Source organism: Streptomyces longwoodensis (genome assembly GCF_001514125.1).
Taxonomy (GTDB): domain Bacteria; phylum Actinomycetota; class Actinomycetes; order Streptomycetales; family Streptomycetaceae; genus Streptomyces; species Streptomyces longwoodensis.
The window spans coordinates 746,202-758,324 of the sequence record NZ_KQ948550.1 but is presented as its reverse complement, the minus strand read 5'-3'; the positions used below and the strand labels follow the sequence as shown (position 1 = coordinate 758,324).

General features: G+C 73.0%; 16 protein-coding genes. 2 read left to right on the top strand and 14 right to left on the bottom strand.

Annotated features, from left to right (window positions below):
* Positions 1–54: 54 nt before the first annotated feature.
* From AQJ30_RS08170 to AQJ30_RS08110, 13 genes are all read right to left on the bottom strand, one after another.
* Entirely contained in the window at positions 55–318 is a 264-nt protein-coding gene (locus AQJ30_RS08170; protein ID WP_067230442.1) for a gas vesicle protein K, read from the bottom strand.
* A 17-nt stretch (positions 319–335) separates the two neighbouring features.
* Positions 336–524 carry a gas vesicle protein gene (locus AQJ30_RS08165; RefSeq protein ID WP_067230439.1) on the bottom strand — a complete coding sequence of 63 codons (189 nt, stop codon included), beginning with the start codon at positions 522–524 and terminating at the stop codon, positions 336–338.
* Complete coding sequence (locus tag AQJ30_RS08160; RefSeq protein WP_067230438.1) at positions 521–1,333, bottom strand: GvpL/GvpF family gas vesicle protein; 813 nt, start codon at positions 1,331–1,333, stop codon at positions 521–523. Before AQJ30_RS08160 ends, AQJ30_RS08165 begins: the two co-directional genes overlap by 4 nt.
* Positions 1,330–1,668, bottom strand: a complete 339-nt coding sequence (locus AQJ30_RS08155) for a gas vesicle protein (RefSeq protein ID WP_067230435.1) — start codon at positions 1,666–1,668, stop codon at positions 1,330–1,332. Before AQJ30_RS08155 ends, AQJ30_RS08160 begins: the two co-directional genes overlap by 4 nt.
* Complete coding sequence (locus AQJ30_RS08150; protein WP_067230432.1) at positions 1,665–2,945, bottom strand: SRPBCC family protein; 1,281 nt, start codon at positions 2,943–2,945, stop codon at positions 1,665–1,667. The genes AQJ30_RS08155 and AQJ30_RS08150 overlap by 4 nt, the downstream gene beginning before the upstream one ends.
* The gene (locus tag AQJ30_RS38390; RefSeq protein WP_067230430.1) at positions 2,942–3,625 is read right to left on the bottom strand and encodes a DNA primase; all 684 of its coding nucleotides are present in this window, start codon (positions 3,623–3,625) and stop codon (positions 2,942–2,944) included. The genes AQJ30_RS08150 and AQJ30_RS38390 overlap by 4 nt, the downstream gene beginning before the upstream one ends.
* Positions 3,622–3,885: a gas vesicle protein GvpG gene (locus AQJ30_RS08140; protein WP_067230428.1), complete on the bottom strand. Its 264-nt coding sequence runs from the start codon at positions 3,883–3,885 to the stop codon at positions 3,622–3,624. The genes AQJ30_RS38390 and AQJ30_RS08140 overlap by 4 nt, the downstream gene beginning before the upstream one ends.
* Positions 3,886–3,926: 41 nt before the next feature.
* Positions 3,927–4,700, bottom strand: a complete 774-nt coding sequence (locus tag AQJ30_RS08135; protein WP_067230425.1) for a GvpL/GvpF family gas vesicle protein — start codon at positions 4,698–4,700, stop codon at positions 3,927–3,929.
* Positions 4,701–4,719: 19 nt separating this feature from the next.
* Positions 4,720–5,157: a gas vesicle structural protein GvpA gene (locus AQJ30_RS08130; protein ID WP_067230424.1), complete on the bottom strand. Its 438-nt coding sequence runs from the start codon at positions 5,155–5,157 to the stop codon at positions 4,720–4,722.
* Positions 5,158–5,240: 83 nt separating this feature from the next.
* The gene (locus AQJ30_RS08125; RefSeq protein ID WP_079083947.1) at positions 5,241–5,588 is read right to left on the bottom strand and encodes a gas vesicle protein GvpO; all 348 of its coding nucleotides are present in this window, start codon (positions 5,586–5,588) and stop codon (positions 5,241–5,243) included.
* Positions 5,589–5,648: 60 nt separating this feature from the next.
* Positions 5,649–6,575 (bottom strand): non-homologous end-joining DNA ligase, encoded by a 927-nt coding sequence (ligD, locus tag AQJ30_RS08120; protein WP_211278942.1) that lies wholly within the window; start codon positions 6,573–6,575, stop codon positions 5,649–5,651.
* Entirely contained in the window at positions 6,572–8,422 is a 1,851-nt protein-coding gene (locus AQJ30_RS08115) for a transketolase (RefSeq protein WP_067230421.1), read from the bottom strand. Before AQJ30_RS08115 ends, ligD begins: the two co-directional genes overlap by 4 nt.
* 4 nt (positions 8,423–8,426) lie before the next feature.
* On the bottom strand, positions 8,427–9,851 hold the full coding sequence (locus AQJ30_RS08110) for an NAD(P)/FAD-dependent oxidoreductase (protein ID WP_067230420.1): 1,425 nt from the start codon (positions 9,849–9,851) through the stop codon (positions 8,427–8,429).
* A 195-nt stretch (positions 9,852–10,046) separates the two neighbouring features.
* Between AQJ30_RS08110 and AQJ30_RS08105 the strand changes: the two genes are divergently transcribed.
* On the top strand, positions 10,047–11,000 hold the full coding sequence (locus tag AQJ30_RS08105; RefSeq protein WP_067230417.1) for an LLM class F420-dependent oxidoreductase: 954 nt from the start codon (positions 10,047–10,049) through the stop codon (positions 10,998–11,000).
* 124 nt (positions 11,001–11,124) lie between these two features.
* Here the strand turns inward: AQJ30_RS08105 and AQJ30_RS08100 are convergent, their stop codons facing one another.
* Positions 11,125–11,652, bottom strand: coding sequence for a phage holin family protein (locus AQJ30_RS08100; protein ID WP_067230414.1), 528 nt, complete (start codon positions 11,650–11,652; stop codon positions 11,125–11,127).
* A gap of 99 nt (positions 11,653–11,751) precedes the next feature.
* Between AQJ30_RS08100 and AQJ30_RS08095 the strand changes: the two genes are divergently transcribed.
* Positions 11,752–12,102: a VOC family protein gene (locus AQJ30_RS08095; RefSeq protein ID WP_067230412.1), complete on the top strand. Its 351-nt coding sequence runs from the start codon at positions 11,752–11,754 to the stop codon at positions 12,100–12,102.
* Positions 12,103–12,123 lie beyond the last annotated feature (21 nt).

The window sequence follows — 12,123 nt, the reverse complement described above, 5'->3', positions numbered from 1 at the left end:
ATCCGTTGAGCCGGGGACGCGTTCCGCCGGAACCGGGGGCCGGTTCCGGCGGGGTCACTCCCGGGGCAGCAGCGGCCCGAGCGGCCCGAGGTCCAGGTTCAGGTCCTCGGGCCGCAGCCCGTACCGGTCCCGCAGCTCGGCCATCCGGTCGTCGAGCAGCATCAGGGTCAGCCCGATGCGCTCCTCCTGCTCCTCGCTGAGGTCGCCCTGGTCGAAGCGGCGCACGGCCTGCCGCTCCATGAGCTGGCGGAGCAGCTCGACCACGGTCAGCACGAGCTTGACCAGGTCGCGCTCGACGGTGTCCGGTTCCAGGTCCATGCGCCTGCGCGGCGGTGTCACGGCAAGTCTCCCCAGGGTGAGGGCACGTTCTCGTTGACGGAGCTGATGAGCGCGTTGAGGTCGATGCGGACCAGGTCCACGTCGGCGATGCGCAGGGTGATGTCACCCGTGATGACCACACCGCCGGCCAGCAGCCGGTCCAGCAGGTCCACCAGCGCGATCTCACGGCGTTCGACGACGGTCACACGACCTCCCCTGATGTGTCCTCCCGGCCGCCGGCGTCGCCCGCACCGGTTCCCTCCGGGTCGACGAAGGAGTACGCCGCCCACGGGCCGGTGAGTTCCACGCGCATCCCCGGTTCCTCGTCCTTCGTGTGGTCGACGAGCTCCACGAACTCCTCGGAGTGGGCGCGCGGCACGAGGTAGGCCGCGTTGAGCACGTTGTGCCCGCTGCCCCGGGTGAGCGGGGAGTTCTGCGGGGCGTGCAGGCGGGACTCCTCGGCGTGCGCGGCCAGCGTGCCGTGCAGCCGGGTGGCGAACCGCTCCGCCGCCCGCCACTTGTCCTCGCGCTCCTGGGCCCGGTTGCGCCGCTGGCGCAGGTAGTCCCGGCCGGAGGCCGGTTTCGCCGCGAGCGCGGCCGCCTCGGGCTGTTCCTCGCCGCCCTCGACGTAGACCTTCACGCCCCACTCCACGCGGCCGTCGAGCCGGTCGAGGGTGCGCCGGAACGCCTCCTCGCCGGACTCGATCATGACGCGCACCCCGCTGTCGTCGCGGAACACCGTGGCGAGCCGCAGCGGCAGCGGAGTGGTGACCGCGGTGAGCGCGTCGACGACCTGCTGGTGGGCCCGGGCGGTGGCGCCGAGCCAGTCCAGGTCCTCCAGGTGCTCGCGCAGCGGCGCCTCCGCGAAGTCGCCCTCCGGCACCGGGCTGACCACGGCGACCAGGCCGTGGTGCGCCAGCATCTTGACCGGAGCGCCGCCCACGCCCGTGAGCTGGACCTGGAGCGGCGCGTCGAAGGGGCGGCAGACCGCGTAGACGTAACGCAGTCCGGTCATGGGGCCTCCTCCTCGCGGGCGCGGCCCGGCTCCAGCTGTTCGAGCCGGGCCAGCCGCTCCCGCAGTTCGGCGTTCTCACGGGCGAGCTCGTCGCGGCGGGCACCGGAGGACAACGACGGGTCGGACTCCCACCAGTCGATCCCCATCTCCTTGGCCTTGTCCACCGAGGCGACGATCAGGCGGAGCTTGATGGTGAGCAGTTCGATGTCGAGCAGGTTGATCCGGATGTCACCCGCGATCACGATCCCCTTGTCGAGGACGCGCTCGAGGATGTCCGCGAGGTTGGCGCCGCCGCCCGATCCGTACGGATCGGGCAGTCGGGAGGCCGTCGTCATCGCCGACTCCCCTCCTTGGCGGGCTCCTCCTCCGGCTCCTCCTCGGCCTCGTACTCGCCCTCGGCCTCTTCCTCGCCCTCGGGTTCCTCGTCGTACTCGGCGTCGTCCTCGGCCGCGGTGTCGTCCTCGGCGTACTCGGCGTCGTCCTCGGGCTCCTCCTCGCCCTCGGCCTCCTCGTCGTACTCGGCCTCGGCGTCCTCCTCGCCGTCCTCGGCGCCCTCCTCGGAGCCCTCGGCGTCCTCGTCGTACTCCGCCTCGGCGTCCTCGTCCTCGCCGTCCTCGCCGTCCTCGGCGTACTCGGCGTCCTCGTCCTGCTCGCCGTTCGCCTCGGCCTCTTCGTCCTCCCCGTTCTCCTCGTTCTCCTCGTTCTCCTCTTCCTCCTCCGCCACGACGTCGTCGTGGCTGCGGACCACTTCGCCGTCGCGGATCTCGCCGCGCCAGCCCTCCTGGGCCTCGCCCTTGAGGGTGACGAAGCGCGCGAAGTGCTTGAGGTCGAGACGGGCGCGGCGGCCCTGGGCGCGCCAGATGTTGCCCGTCTTCTCGAAGAAGCCCGAGGGGTAGTACTCGATCACGAGCAGCACCCGGGTCAGGTTGTCACCGAGGGAGTGGAAGGTGACGACGCCCTTGGTGGAGCCCTTGGCGCCCTCGGACGTCCAGGCGATCTTCTGGTCGGGGATCTGCTCGGTCGTGGTCGCCTTCCAGCTGCGGCTGGACCACCAGATCTTCGCCTGCCAGTCGGAGTGGGTGTCGTCGGCGCGGTTCGCGCTCTTGACGCCCTTGGCGAAGGTGCCGAAGTCCTGGTAGCGCGTCCACTGGTCGTACGCCGTGCGCAGGGGCACCCCGACGTCGATGTACTCCATGATCACGGTGGGCTTGTTGCCGGCCCCACCCTTGCCCTTGCCCTTGCCGCCGAGGCTCTTGAAGGCGCCGGTGACCTTGTCCTTGACGCGGGAGCCGCCGAGTTCCAGGGCGGTGCGCAGCGGGCCCTTGCCCTCGGCGATCTTGCGGCCGCCGTCGAGGGCCAGCTTGGCGAAGCCCGGGCTGTTGCCCTCGGCGATGTCGTTCAGCTTGCCCGTGGTCTCGCCGAGCTTGCGGCCCACCCCCGTCAGCAGGCGTTCGGCCTTCGCGGTGAGGTACGCCTGCGCCTCTTCCTTCAGGCGCTCGGCGGCGTCGCTGTGCGCCACCGCGCTCAGCGGATTGGCGGACTGCTCGGAGTCCGTCGCGGACTTGCTCGCCGACTTCGCCGAGTCGGTCGCTGATCCCAGGGTCTCGGTCATCGGTCGCCACCTCCAGCCGACCGGCCGCGGGACGCCGTCTTGGCGGCGGTCTTACGGGCCGGCGTCTTCTTGGTCGCCGTCTTCTGTGTGGCGGCCCGCTTCACCGGAGCCTTCTTGGCGGCCTTCTTCGCGGGCGCCTTCTTGGCGGGGGCCTTCTTCGCCGGCGGCTTGCGCGACGCCTCGGCCCGGTCGTCCCCGTCCTCGTCGTCCTCCTCGTCCTCCTCGTCCGCCTCGTCCTCGGAGTCGTCCTCCTCGTGGTCCTCGTCCTCGGAGCGGCCCTCGTCCTCGGCGTCCTCGGGCTCGAGGTCGTCGTCCTCGCGGTCGTCCCGGTCCTCGGCCTCGTCCTCGTCGTCGGACCGCCCGCCGCCGGCCATCTCCTCACGCATCTGGACCGTACGGCCGTGCAGCCGGTCGGCGAGGCCGGACAGCTGCCGCTCCAGCATCGCGCCGGAAGCCGCCTTGCCGGCTCCGCGCAGGTCCTGGCGCAGCGTGTCGCCGAGCTCCTTGAACTGCGGGTTGTCCTTCAGCTGCTGGGACAGCAGGTCCCCGATGGCCTTCGGGCTGAGCTTGAGCTTCTTGCCCGCCACGATGCTGCCCACCGCGATGGCCAGCTTCAGTTTCTTCGTCCGTCCCAGCATGTAGCCGGCCCCTACTGCGAGGCCCAGTCCAGTTCGGTTCATCGTGCCGTCCCGTCGTCCGTTTGCGTGCCCCGGCGCATGGCCGCCTCGAGCCGGTCGAGGAGTTCGTCCTCCTGGCTGTCGAACTCCTCCTCGGTGATCTCCCCAGCCTCCAGTCGCTCCTCCAGACGGGCCAGCTCGGCCCGGATGGCGGAGGGGTCGTAGTAGATCCGCTCCGCCTCACGGAGCACCTGTTCCATCACCCATGCGCTGCCGCGCACCGGGGCGAACGGCAGCATCAACACCTCGCTGATGAGTCCCACCTGTCTCGCCCCTCTCGCTGCTCGTCACGGATTGCGGTGTCTCACTCCTGGGCCGCGGCCTCGGGCTGACCGGCCTGCTCGGCGGGCTCGGCGGGGCCGGGCTCGACGAAGCTGTACGGCGGCAGCGGACCGTTGGCCCGCACCTCCAGGTGGGGGTGGCTGCTGCGCAGCGCCTCCACGGCGGCCAGGAACTCCTGGGCGGAGTCCCGCGCGACGAGGAAGGACACGTTGGCCAGCCAGCCGGTGGACTCGGGGCCCGTGGCGACCGCCGCCGCGACCGGTTCCAGCGCCTGCTGGACCGCCGCCGCGTCCTCGGCCTCCTGTGCCTTGACGGCGGAGGCGACCATCTCGCCGAGCTGGATCTTCTGCTCGTAGCTGCCGCCACCGGCCTTGCGGTTGGCCTCGGCGAGGGACCTCACCTCGGCGTTGGTGGCCATCACGTGGTGCAGGACGGCCTCTTCGACGTGGGTCGCCTTAATGTTGTACTCGACCTTGCCGTCCAGGGCGCGCAGCCGCTCCAGGTAGTGCTCGGCCCGCTCGGCCAGCACCCCGGTCACGGACGCGTCGTCGGGGGCGACGCTGCCGAAGCGCATCGGCAGCACGCACCCGGACGCCTCCGCCTGGGCGAGGACGTTCTGGTGGGCGAGCAGGTCCCTGCGCTTGGGCCGCAGCCCCTCCGGGGAGTCGCTGACGATCGCCGCGAGCTCGCCCTCCGTCAGGATCCGGATGGGCTCGGGCGGTTCCCCGACACCCGTGGTGCCGTCGGGTACCGCGGTGTGCGAGCGCGCGGTGATCCCGTAGACGTACGTGCTCACTCCTGCTCCTCCTTGCGGCTCACTCCTGCTCCTCTGTCCTCTTGCGCCGCGCGGTCGCGGTCTTGCGCGGACGCCGCGCGGGCTGCTCCTCCTCGGAGCCATCGTCGCGGGCCTGCTTGAAGGCGTCGGACACGGTCTGCGCCGCACCCGACAGGGCGCCCTTGGACTTGCCGCGGGCGCCGGATTCGGTCACCTCGCCGACGATCTCCGGCAGGCCCGGGCTCTTGCGCGGCCCGGCCTCCAGGTCGAGCCGGTTGCACGCCTCGGCGAAGCGCAGGTAGGTGTCGACGCTGGCGACGACGACGCGTACGTCGATCTTCAGGATCTCGATGCCGACCAGGGAGACCCTCACGAACGCGTCGATGACGAGTCCTCGGTCCAGGACGAGTTCCAGTACGTCGTAGAGGCCGCTGCTGCCGCCTCCGCCGCCGGTCTGCTGTGCCGGGACAACGGACATGCCGACCGTGCCTCCTTGTCTCGTGTCGTTGCGTGTCGTCTGGTCACGGGGTGTGCCGGCGCGCCTGCTGGGCGCCGGTGCTGTCAGCCCCGCCGGTGGGCGTCGGAGCGCCCCCGCTCGTAGCGCCGCACGCGCCGGTAGCCGGTGAGCTGTCCCTCGGGGTCGAGTTGGACTTCGTAGCTCGCCATCAGGCTCATGGTGTCGGGCACGCGCGACAGCTCGAGGACCTCGATCTCCAGTTGCCAGCCGTCCTCCGTCTGCTCGAAGGACGACACGTTCTCGGCGACCATTCCGGTGAGCTCCGCCAGCTGGGCGCGCGCCTGGCGCAGGACCTCCAGCGGGGTCATCCGGCTGTCCGCCGCACTGTGCTCGTGATCGGGGTGTTCATCTCGTGCTTCCTGCGGCTGTGATGTGTTGTTTGTGTTCGACATGGCCACCTCGAACTCCGTGTGGCCGCGCATGTCTTGGCCAAACCTCCACAACAACATGTATCAGCCACGTAGTGCATCGAGGCGACGCCGGGCGGGTCCCAGCGCCCGGCCCCGGCCCAGCAGCCCTGACCAGGGATTCTTCCGGCCCTGCTCGGCCGCGTCCGCGATGGTCCAGCGGCGCGGGCCCAGCTCCGGATCGTCCAGCTGGTCCCACCCGACGGGGACCGCCACGGGCGCGCCGGGGAGGGCCCGCACGGTGAACGGGGCGACCGCGGTCTGGGCGTAGCCGTTGCGCTGCACGTCCAGGTAGAGGCGGGTGCCGCGGTCCTTCTTGCGGGCGGCCGTGGTGAGGTCGTCCGGGTGCTCGGCGGCGAGCAGCTCGGCGGCGTCCCGGGCGAAGGAGCGCACCTCGTCGAAGTCGTGGCGGCCGTTGAGCGGGACCACGACGTGCAGCCCGCGCGAGCCGGTGGTCATCAGCCCGGAGGGCAGCCGCAGCTCGTCCAGCAGCTCCCCCACCCACCGGGCGGCCCGGCACACCGTCCTGAAGTCGTCCTCGCCTGGGTCGAGGTCGAACACCATCAGGTCGGGCCGGTCGAGGTCACCGGTCCGCGAGAGCCACCGGTGCACGGTGAGGCACGCCTGGTCGGCGAGGTACACCAAGGTGGCGGCGTCGTCGCAGACGGTGTGGCGGACGGTGCCGTCCTCCTTGGCGACCTCGGCCCGGGTGATCCAGTCGGGATAGTGCTCGGGGGTGTTCTTCTGCATGAACCGGGGGCCGCCCACCCCGTCCGGGTGGCGCTCCAGCATCAGGGGACGGCCGCGCAGGTGCGGCACCATGAACGCGGCGACGGAGCGGTAGTACGCGGCCAGGTCGCCCTTGGTGTACGCGGGGGCGGAGCCCTCGGCGGGGAACAGCACCTTGTCCGCCCGCCGCACCTGGACGCTGCGCCGGCCCGCGCGCACCGTCAGCTCGGCATCGCCGCTCACGGCGTGATCGCCTGTTCCACCAGCAGCCGGACGGCGGCGGCGATCGACTCGGCGTCGATGCCCGCGACGTGCAGCTGCTCCTGCGGGGACGCGGAGCCCGGCATGGTGGTGACCGCGAGGCGCACCAGGCGGGGCACCGGGCGGCCGTCGACGAAGGCGTCGAGCACGGCGTCGCCGAGACCGCCCTCGGGACGGTGGTCCTCCACCGTCAGCAAGCAGCCCGTTTCCTCGGCGGCCCGGCGCAGGGTGTCGCGGTCGACGGGCTTGACCGAGTACAGGTCGATCACGCGCACCGGGATGCCCTGCGCGTCCAGGGCGTCGGCGGCGGCCAGCGCCTCGGGCACGGTCACGCCGGCCGTGACGATCGTCAGCCGGTCGTCCCGGCCCCTGGAGCGCAGCACCTTGCTGCCGCCGACCGGGAACTCCTCGTCCGGGCCGTAGATCACCGGTCCCTCGCCCCGCGAGGTGCGCAGGTAGCGGACGCCGTCGAGACCGGCCATGGTGGCGACGAGCCGGGCGGTCTGGTGGGCGTCGCACGGGTACAGCACGGTCGAGCCGTGCACGGACCGCATCATCGCCAGGTCCTCCAGGCCCATCTGGGAGGGCCCGTCCCGGCCGATCGCCACGCCCGCGTGGGAGCCGACGAGGTTGATCCCGGAGCCGCTGACGGCCGCCATGCGGATGACGTCGTGGGCGCGGGTGAGGAACGCGGCGAAGGTGGCGGCGTACGGCACCCAGCCCCGCGCGGCAAGCCCGACGGCGGCCGCGACCAGCTGCTGCTCGGCGATGTAGCACTCGACGTAGCGCTCGGGGTGCTCCTTGGCGAAGAGCTCGGTCCGGGTGGAGTCGCCGACCTCGCCGTCGAGGGCGACCACGTCGCCGCGGGCGGTGCCGAGCGCGGCCAGCGCCTTGCCGAACGCGTCCCGCGTGGCGGCCTTCTCGCCCTGCTCCCAGCGCGGCAGGTCGAGCGGGCCGCCCGGGACGGAGTGCAGCACCCGGTCGACGTCCGGGGTGTGGACCTGCACGCGCAGGTCGCGCACGCCGCCCAGCTCCTCGATCGCGTCGTCGGCGTTCTCCAGCGGCTTGCCGTGCAGGCCCTCGCGGTCCTCGACGTCGGCGACGCCCTTGCCCTTGAGGGTGCGGGCGAGGATCACGCTGGGCTGGCCGAGGGTGGAGCGGGCCTCCCCGTAGGCGCGGTCGATCGCGTCGACGTCGTGCCCGTCGATCTCGATGGTGTGCCACCCGAAGGCCCGGAAGCGCCGGGCGTAGGCGTCGAGGTCGTGGCCGTGCCGGGTCGGACCGCGCTGCCCGAGCCGATTGACGTCCACGATCGCGGTGAGGTTGTCGAGGTTCTCGTACGACGCGTGCTCGGCGGCCTCCCAGACCGACCCCTCGGCCAGCTCGCTGTCGCCGCACAGCACCCACACCCGGTAGGCGGAGCTCTCCAGCCGCTTCCCGGACAGCGCGATGCCGACCCCGACGGGAAGGCCCTGGCCGAGGGAGCCGGTGGCCGTCTCGACCCACGGCAGCCGCCGCGGGGTGGAGTGGCCCTCCAGGCGGCTGCCCAGCGTGCGGAAGGTCAGCAGTTCGTCGTCGTCGATGGCGCCGGCCGCCTTGTAGGCCGCGTACAGCAGCGGCGAGGCGTGTCCCTTGGACAGCACGAAGCGGTCGTTGGCGGGGTGGGCGGGGCGGTCGAAGTCGTAGTGGAGGTGGTGCGCGAGCAGGACCGCCATCAGGTCGGCGGCGGACATCGAGGAGGTCGGGTGCCCGGAGCCCGCGGCGGCCGAGGCCCGGATGCCGTCGACGCGCAACTGCTGCCCGAGATCGGCGAGTTCGGCGCTGTCCATGGATCTACTGATCTCCTTCGGCGGGGATGTCGGGACGTTCGACCGGGCCGGGGGCGGGGTGCGCGCCCGGCGCGGTGCCGGGGTGCTGGTGGGCGGGGTCGCCACCCGGCCGGTTCCTGACGGGTTCGTCCGGCATCCGCAGCTGCTCCGGGGATGCCGTGTCCAGGGGCACGGACCAGGACCGGACGAGGCCCAACTGCACGCCCTGGCGCGGCAGTACGGCGTCCAGCAGCCAGTCGGCGGCGACGCGGACCCGGTTCCCGGGCATGGCCGCCAGGTGGTAGCCACGGGTGACCGCGCCGGCCAGCGGGCCGGACAGCGGCACGCCGAGCGGGTTGGCGGCGGCCTGGACACCGCCGAGGTCCACCACGAACCCCAGGTCCCTGTGCCGGTAGGACCGCAGCTCGCCTCCGGTCAGCGAGGCGGCCACGTTCTGCCCGGCGACCCTGCCCTGCCGCCAGGCGTGCTGGGCGGTCATCGGCGTGTACTGGCCGGGCTCGTCGAGGTCGGGGACCGCGGCGGCGTCGCCGCAGGCGAACACCTCGGGCCGGCCCGGGACCCGCAGCGTGGGCTCGACGAGCAGCCGGCCGCGCTCCATGGGCAGACCCAGCGACTCGGCGAGCGGGTCGGGCCGTACGCCCACGCACCACACCAGGGTGCGGGTGCCGACGAACTCCCCGTCGGTCAGCAGCACCCCGTCACGGGTGGCCTCCTTCACGGAGGTCCCCGTGCGCACCTCGACGCCCCGCCCGCGCAGCACGCGGTCCGCGGTGTCCGACAGCCGCCGGTCCAGCTCGGGCAGCACGCGCCCGGCCAGGTCCAGCAGCATCCAGCGGGGGCGGACACCCCGGCGCGGGGGGTGCTTGCGCACCAGCGCGTCGGTCAGCAGCTGCCCCTGGGCGGCGACCTCGGTACCGGTGTAGCCGGCGCCCACCACCACGAAGGTGCAGCGGGCGGCGCAGGTCGCGGGGTCGTCGCCGGAGGCCGCGAGCTCGATCTGGCGGGTGACGTGGTCGCGCAGGTACAGGGCCTCGGGCAGACCGCGGAACCCGTGGGCGTGTTCGGCCACCCCCGGGATGGGCAGCAGCTTGTTGACGCTGCCGGCGGCCAGCACGAGCCGGTCGTAGGCGAGGGTGCCGGTCCCGCCCTCGGGATCGGTGTAGTGCACGCTGCGCGCGGCGAGGTCGACGTGGTCGGCCTCGCCGAGGACGAGGCGGACGTCGCGCAGGGAGCCACTGAGGGAGACGGTCACCCGGCGGGGCTCGAGGATGCCGGCGGCCACCTGGGGCAGGAGGGGCAGGTAGAGGAAGTAGTCGGTCGGGTTCAGCACGGTGATGTCGGCGCGGCCCCGCGCCGCACGGCTCAGGGTGCGGGCCGCGCGGTAACCGGCGAAGCCGGCGCCGACGATCACGATGCGGGGTCGACTCACGGGTGGGCCTCCGGCGGTGTGGCGGTCGTGGTGCTCCTCGGCCGTGCGACGGTCCAGGGGTTCCGCGTCCCCCTGGGCGCCGGGGCCAAACCCGGGCCGGGAGGCGCGGCGGGGCACGCCGGTTTCCGCGCCGGGCCCCGGGTACCCGGGCGGCGACCGGCCCGATCACCCCCACACCCCGCGGAGGTACCCCCCATGCCCGAGTACGGCTACTTCCTGTCCTGCGAGGAGTTCGGCCCCGCGGAGCTGGTGGAGCAGGCGCGGATGGCCGAGCAGGCCGGGTTCCAGGCGCTGTGGATCTCCGACCACTACCACCCGTGGAACGACGCGCAGGGCCAGAGCCCGTTCGTGTGGTCGGTGATCGGGGCGCTGTCGCAGGCGGTGTCGCTGCCGGTCGAGACGGCGGTGACCTGTCCGACGGTGCGGATGCACCCGGCGGTGGTGGCGCAGGCCGCGGCGACCAGCGCCGTGATGACCCGGGGCCGGTTCCGGCTCGGGGTCGGCAGCGGCGAGGCGCTCAACGAACACATCCTCGGCGACGCCTGGCCGCCCGCGACCGTGCGCCTGGAGATGCTGGAGGAGGCGGTCCAGGTGATGCGCCGGCTGTTCACCGGCGAGGAGGTCACCCACTACGGCAAGCACTACACGGTGGAGAACGCCCGGCTGTACACGGTGCCGGACGAGCCGGTCCCGATCGACGTCTCCGGCTTCGGCCCGAAGGCCACCTCCCTCGCGGCGCGCGTCGGCGACGGCTACATCACGATGATGCCCGACGCGTCGATGGTGGAGCAGTACCGCAAGGGCGGCGGCGGCAGCAAGCCGGTGAGCGGCGGCATGAAGGTCTGCTACGGCACCGACCGCGACGCGGCGGTCCGCACGGTGCACGAGCTCTGGCCGAACCAGTTCCTGCCCGGCGAGATGGGCCAGATCCTGCCCACCCCGAGCCACTTCGAGCAGCTGGAGCCGCTGGTGACCGAGCAGATGGTAGCCGACGGCACCGTCTGCGGGGACGACGTGGACCAGCACGTGGCGGCGCTGACCGAGTTCGCGGACGCCGGGTTCGACCGGATCTACGTCAACCAGATCGGCCCCGACCAGCAGGGCTTCTTCGACTTCTACCGCACGAAGGTGCTCCCCCGGCTGCCGTGAGCCGGGCGTGCGGGGAATCGTGTCACCGCGGGCGTCCGCCACGGCGCAGGCCCGCGGTCAGCACGGCGCCCACGCCGTCCGCCAGGAGTATCGGTGATGTCCTTCGGGGTCCTTGCACGGTGCCTCAGGCCCGGTGGTGCGGGCCCTCGGGGTCGACGTCGTCCCGGCCGGGTGCGGCGGGCGTGGTGCCGGGCACGGCCGGTCCGCCGGCCGCGGGGAAACCGGTCGCGCCGGCCGCGTTGCTCGGGGCGACCGGCGGCATGGGCGGCGCCGCGGGGGGCGTGGCCGAGGGAGTGCCGCCGGCGACCGGGCCGCCGTGGCCCGCGGGGTCGAGCCCGTGCTCGGCGGTCGGGTGGGACCCGGCGGGCCGGGCGACGTTGCGCAGGAAGAAGGCGACGGCACCGAGGATCACCGCGGTGATCAGGGCGGCCGCCCAGTCCGGCAGGCCGATGTCCAGGGCCAGCCCGACGGCGAGCGCGACGGCGGCACCGGCGTAGAGGGCGACCGCGCCGGACGCCGCGTACAGCAGGGCGGTGCGGCGCTGCCGCCGGGTCTGCTCGCGCAGCTCCTCGCGGATGGTCTCCCGCGCCACCTGGGCGAGCTCGTCGACCAGGTGTCTGTCCAGATGCTCCAGGTGATCGATGCGGTCCATACGCAGCGAGTACCCGCGGTCACCGGCCCGTAACGCCCCGGCGGGCCGGCCGGGCGGGGGCCGGGACACGCGGGCGATGCCCCAACTAGGCTCGGGCGCATGGAGATTCTGGGAGCGACCCTGCGCGTCTGCGTCGACGACCTGGAGGCCGCGGTCTCCTTCTACGAACGCCTCACCGGCACTCCGGCGCTGCGCTTCGCGCGCGGTGGCGTCGAGGTGGCGGCGGTGGGCTGCTTCCTGCTGATGAGCGGGCCGCAGGCCGAGCTGGAGGTGCTGCGGAAGGTCGCGGCGACCATCGCGGTCACCGACGTCGACGAGGCGCACAAGACCCTCACCGGGCTCGGCGCGGACATCGTGGCGGGTCCGGTGCCGACCCCGGTGGGCCGCAACCTCATCGCCCGCCACCCGGACGGCGCGGTCTACGAGTACGTCGACCGCAAGCAGGCCTGACCGGGGGGACCGGGCGGGCGG

Bases quoted from the DNA above. Each gene is read 5' to 3' on its own strand.
- AQJ30_RS08170 (WP_067230442.1), bottom strand. From the start codon at position 318: ATGGACCTGGAACCGGACACCGTCGAGCGCGACCTGGTCAAGCTCGTG.
- AQJ30_RS08160 (WP_067230438.1), bottom strand. From the start codon at position 1,333: ATGACCGGACTGCGTTACGTCTACGCGGTCTGCCGCCCCTTCGACGCG.
- AQJ30_RS08155 (WP_067230435.1), bottom strand. From the start codon at position 1,668: ATGACGACGGCCTCCCGACTGCCCGATCCGTACGGATCGGGCGGCGGC.
- AQJ30_RS08150 (WP_067230432.1), bottom strand. From the start codon at position 2,945: ATGACCGAGACCCTGGGATCAGCGACCGACTCGGCGAAGTCGGCGAGC.
- AQJ30_RS38390 (WP_067230430.1), bottom strand. From the start codon at position 3,625: ATGAACCGAACTGGACTGGGCCTCGCAGTAGGGGCCGGCTACATGCTG.
- AQJ30_RS08130 (WP_067230424.1), bottom strand. From the start codon at position 5,157: ATGTCCGTTGTCCCGGCACAGCAGACCGGCGGCGGAGGCGGCAGCAGC.
- AQJ30_RS08125 (WP_079083947.1), bottom strand. From the start codon at position 5,588: ATGTCGAACACAAACAACACATCACAGCCGCAGGAAGCACGAGATGAA.
- AQJ30_RS08115 (WP_067230421.1), bottom strand. From the start codon at position 8,422: ATGGACAGCGCCGAACTCGCCGATCTCGGGCAGCAGTTGCGCGTCGAC.
- AQJ30_RS08105 (WP_067230417.1), top strand. From the start codon at position 10,047: ATGCCCGAGTACGGCTACTTCCTGTCCTGCGAGGAGTTCGGCCCCGCG.
- AQJ30_RS08100 (WP_067230414.1), bottom strand. From the start codon at position 11,652: ATGGACCGCATCGATCACCTGGAGCATCTGGACAGACACCTGGTCGAC.
- AQJ30_RS08095 (WP_067230412.1), top strand. From the start codon at position 11,752: ATGGAGATTCTGGGAGCGACCCTGCGCGTCTGCGTCGACGACCTGGAG.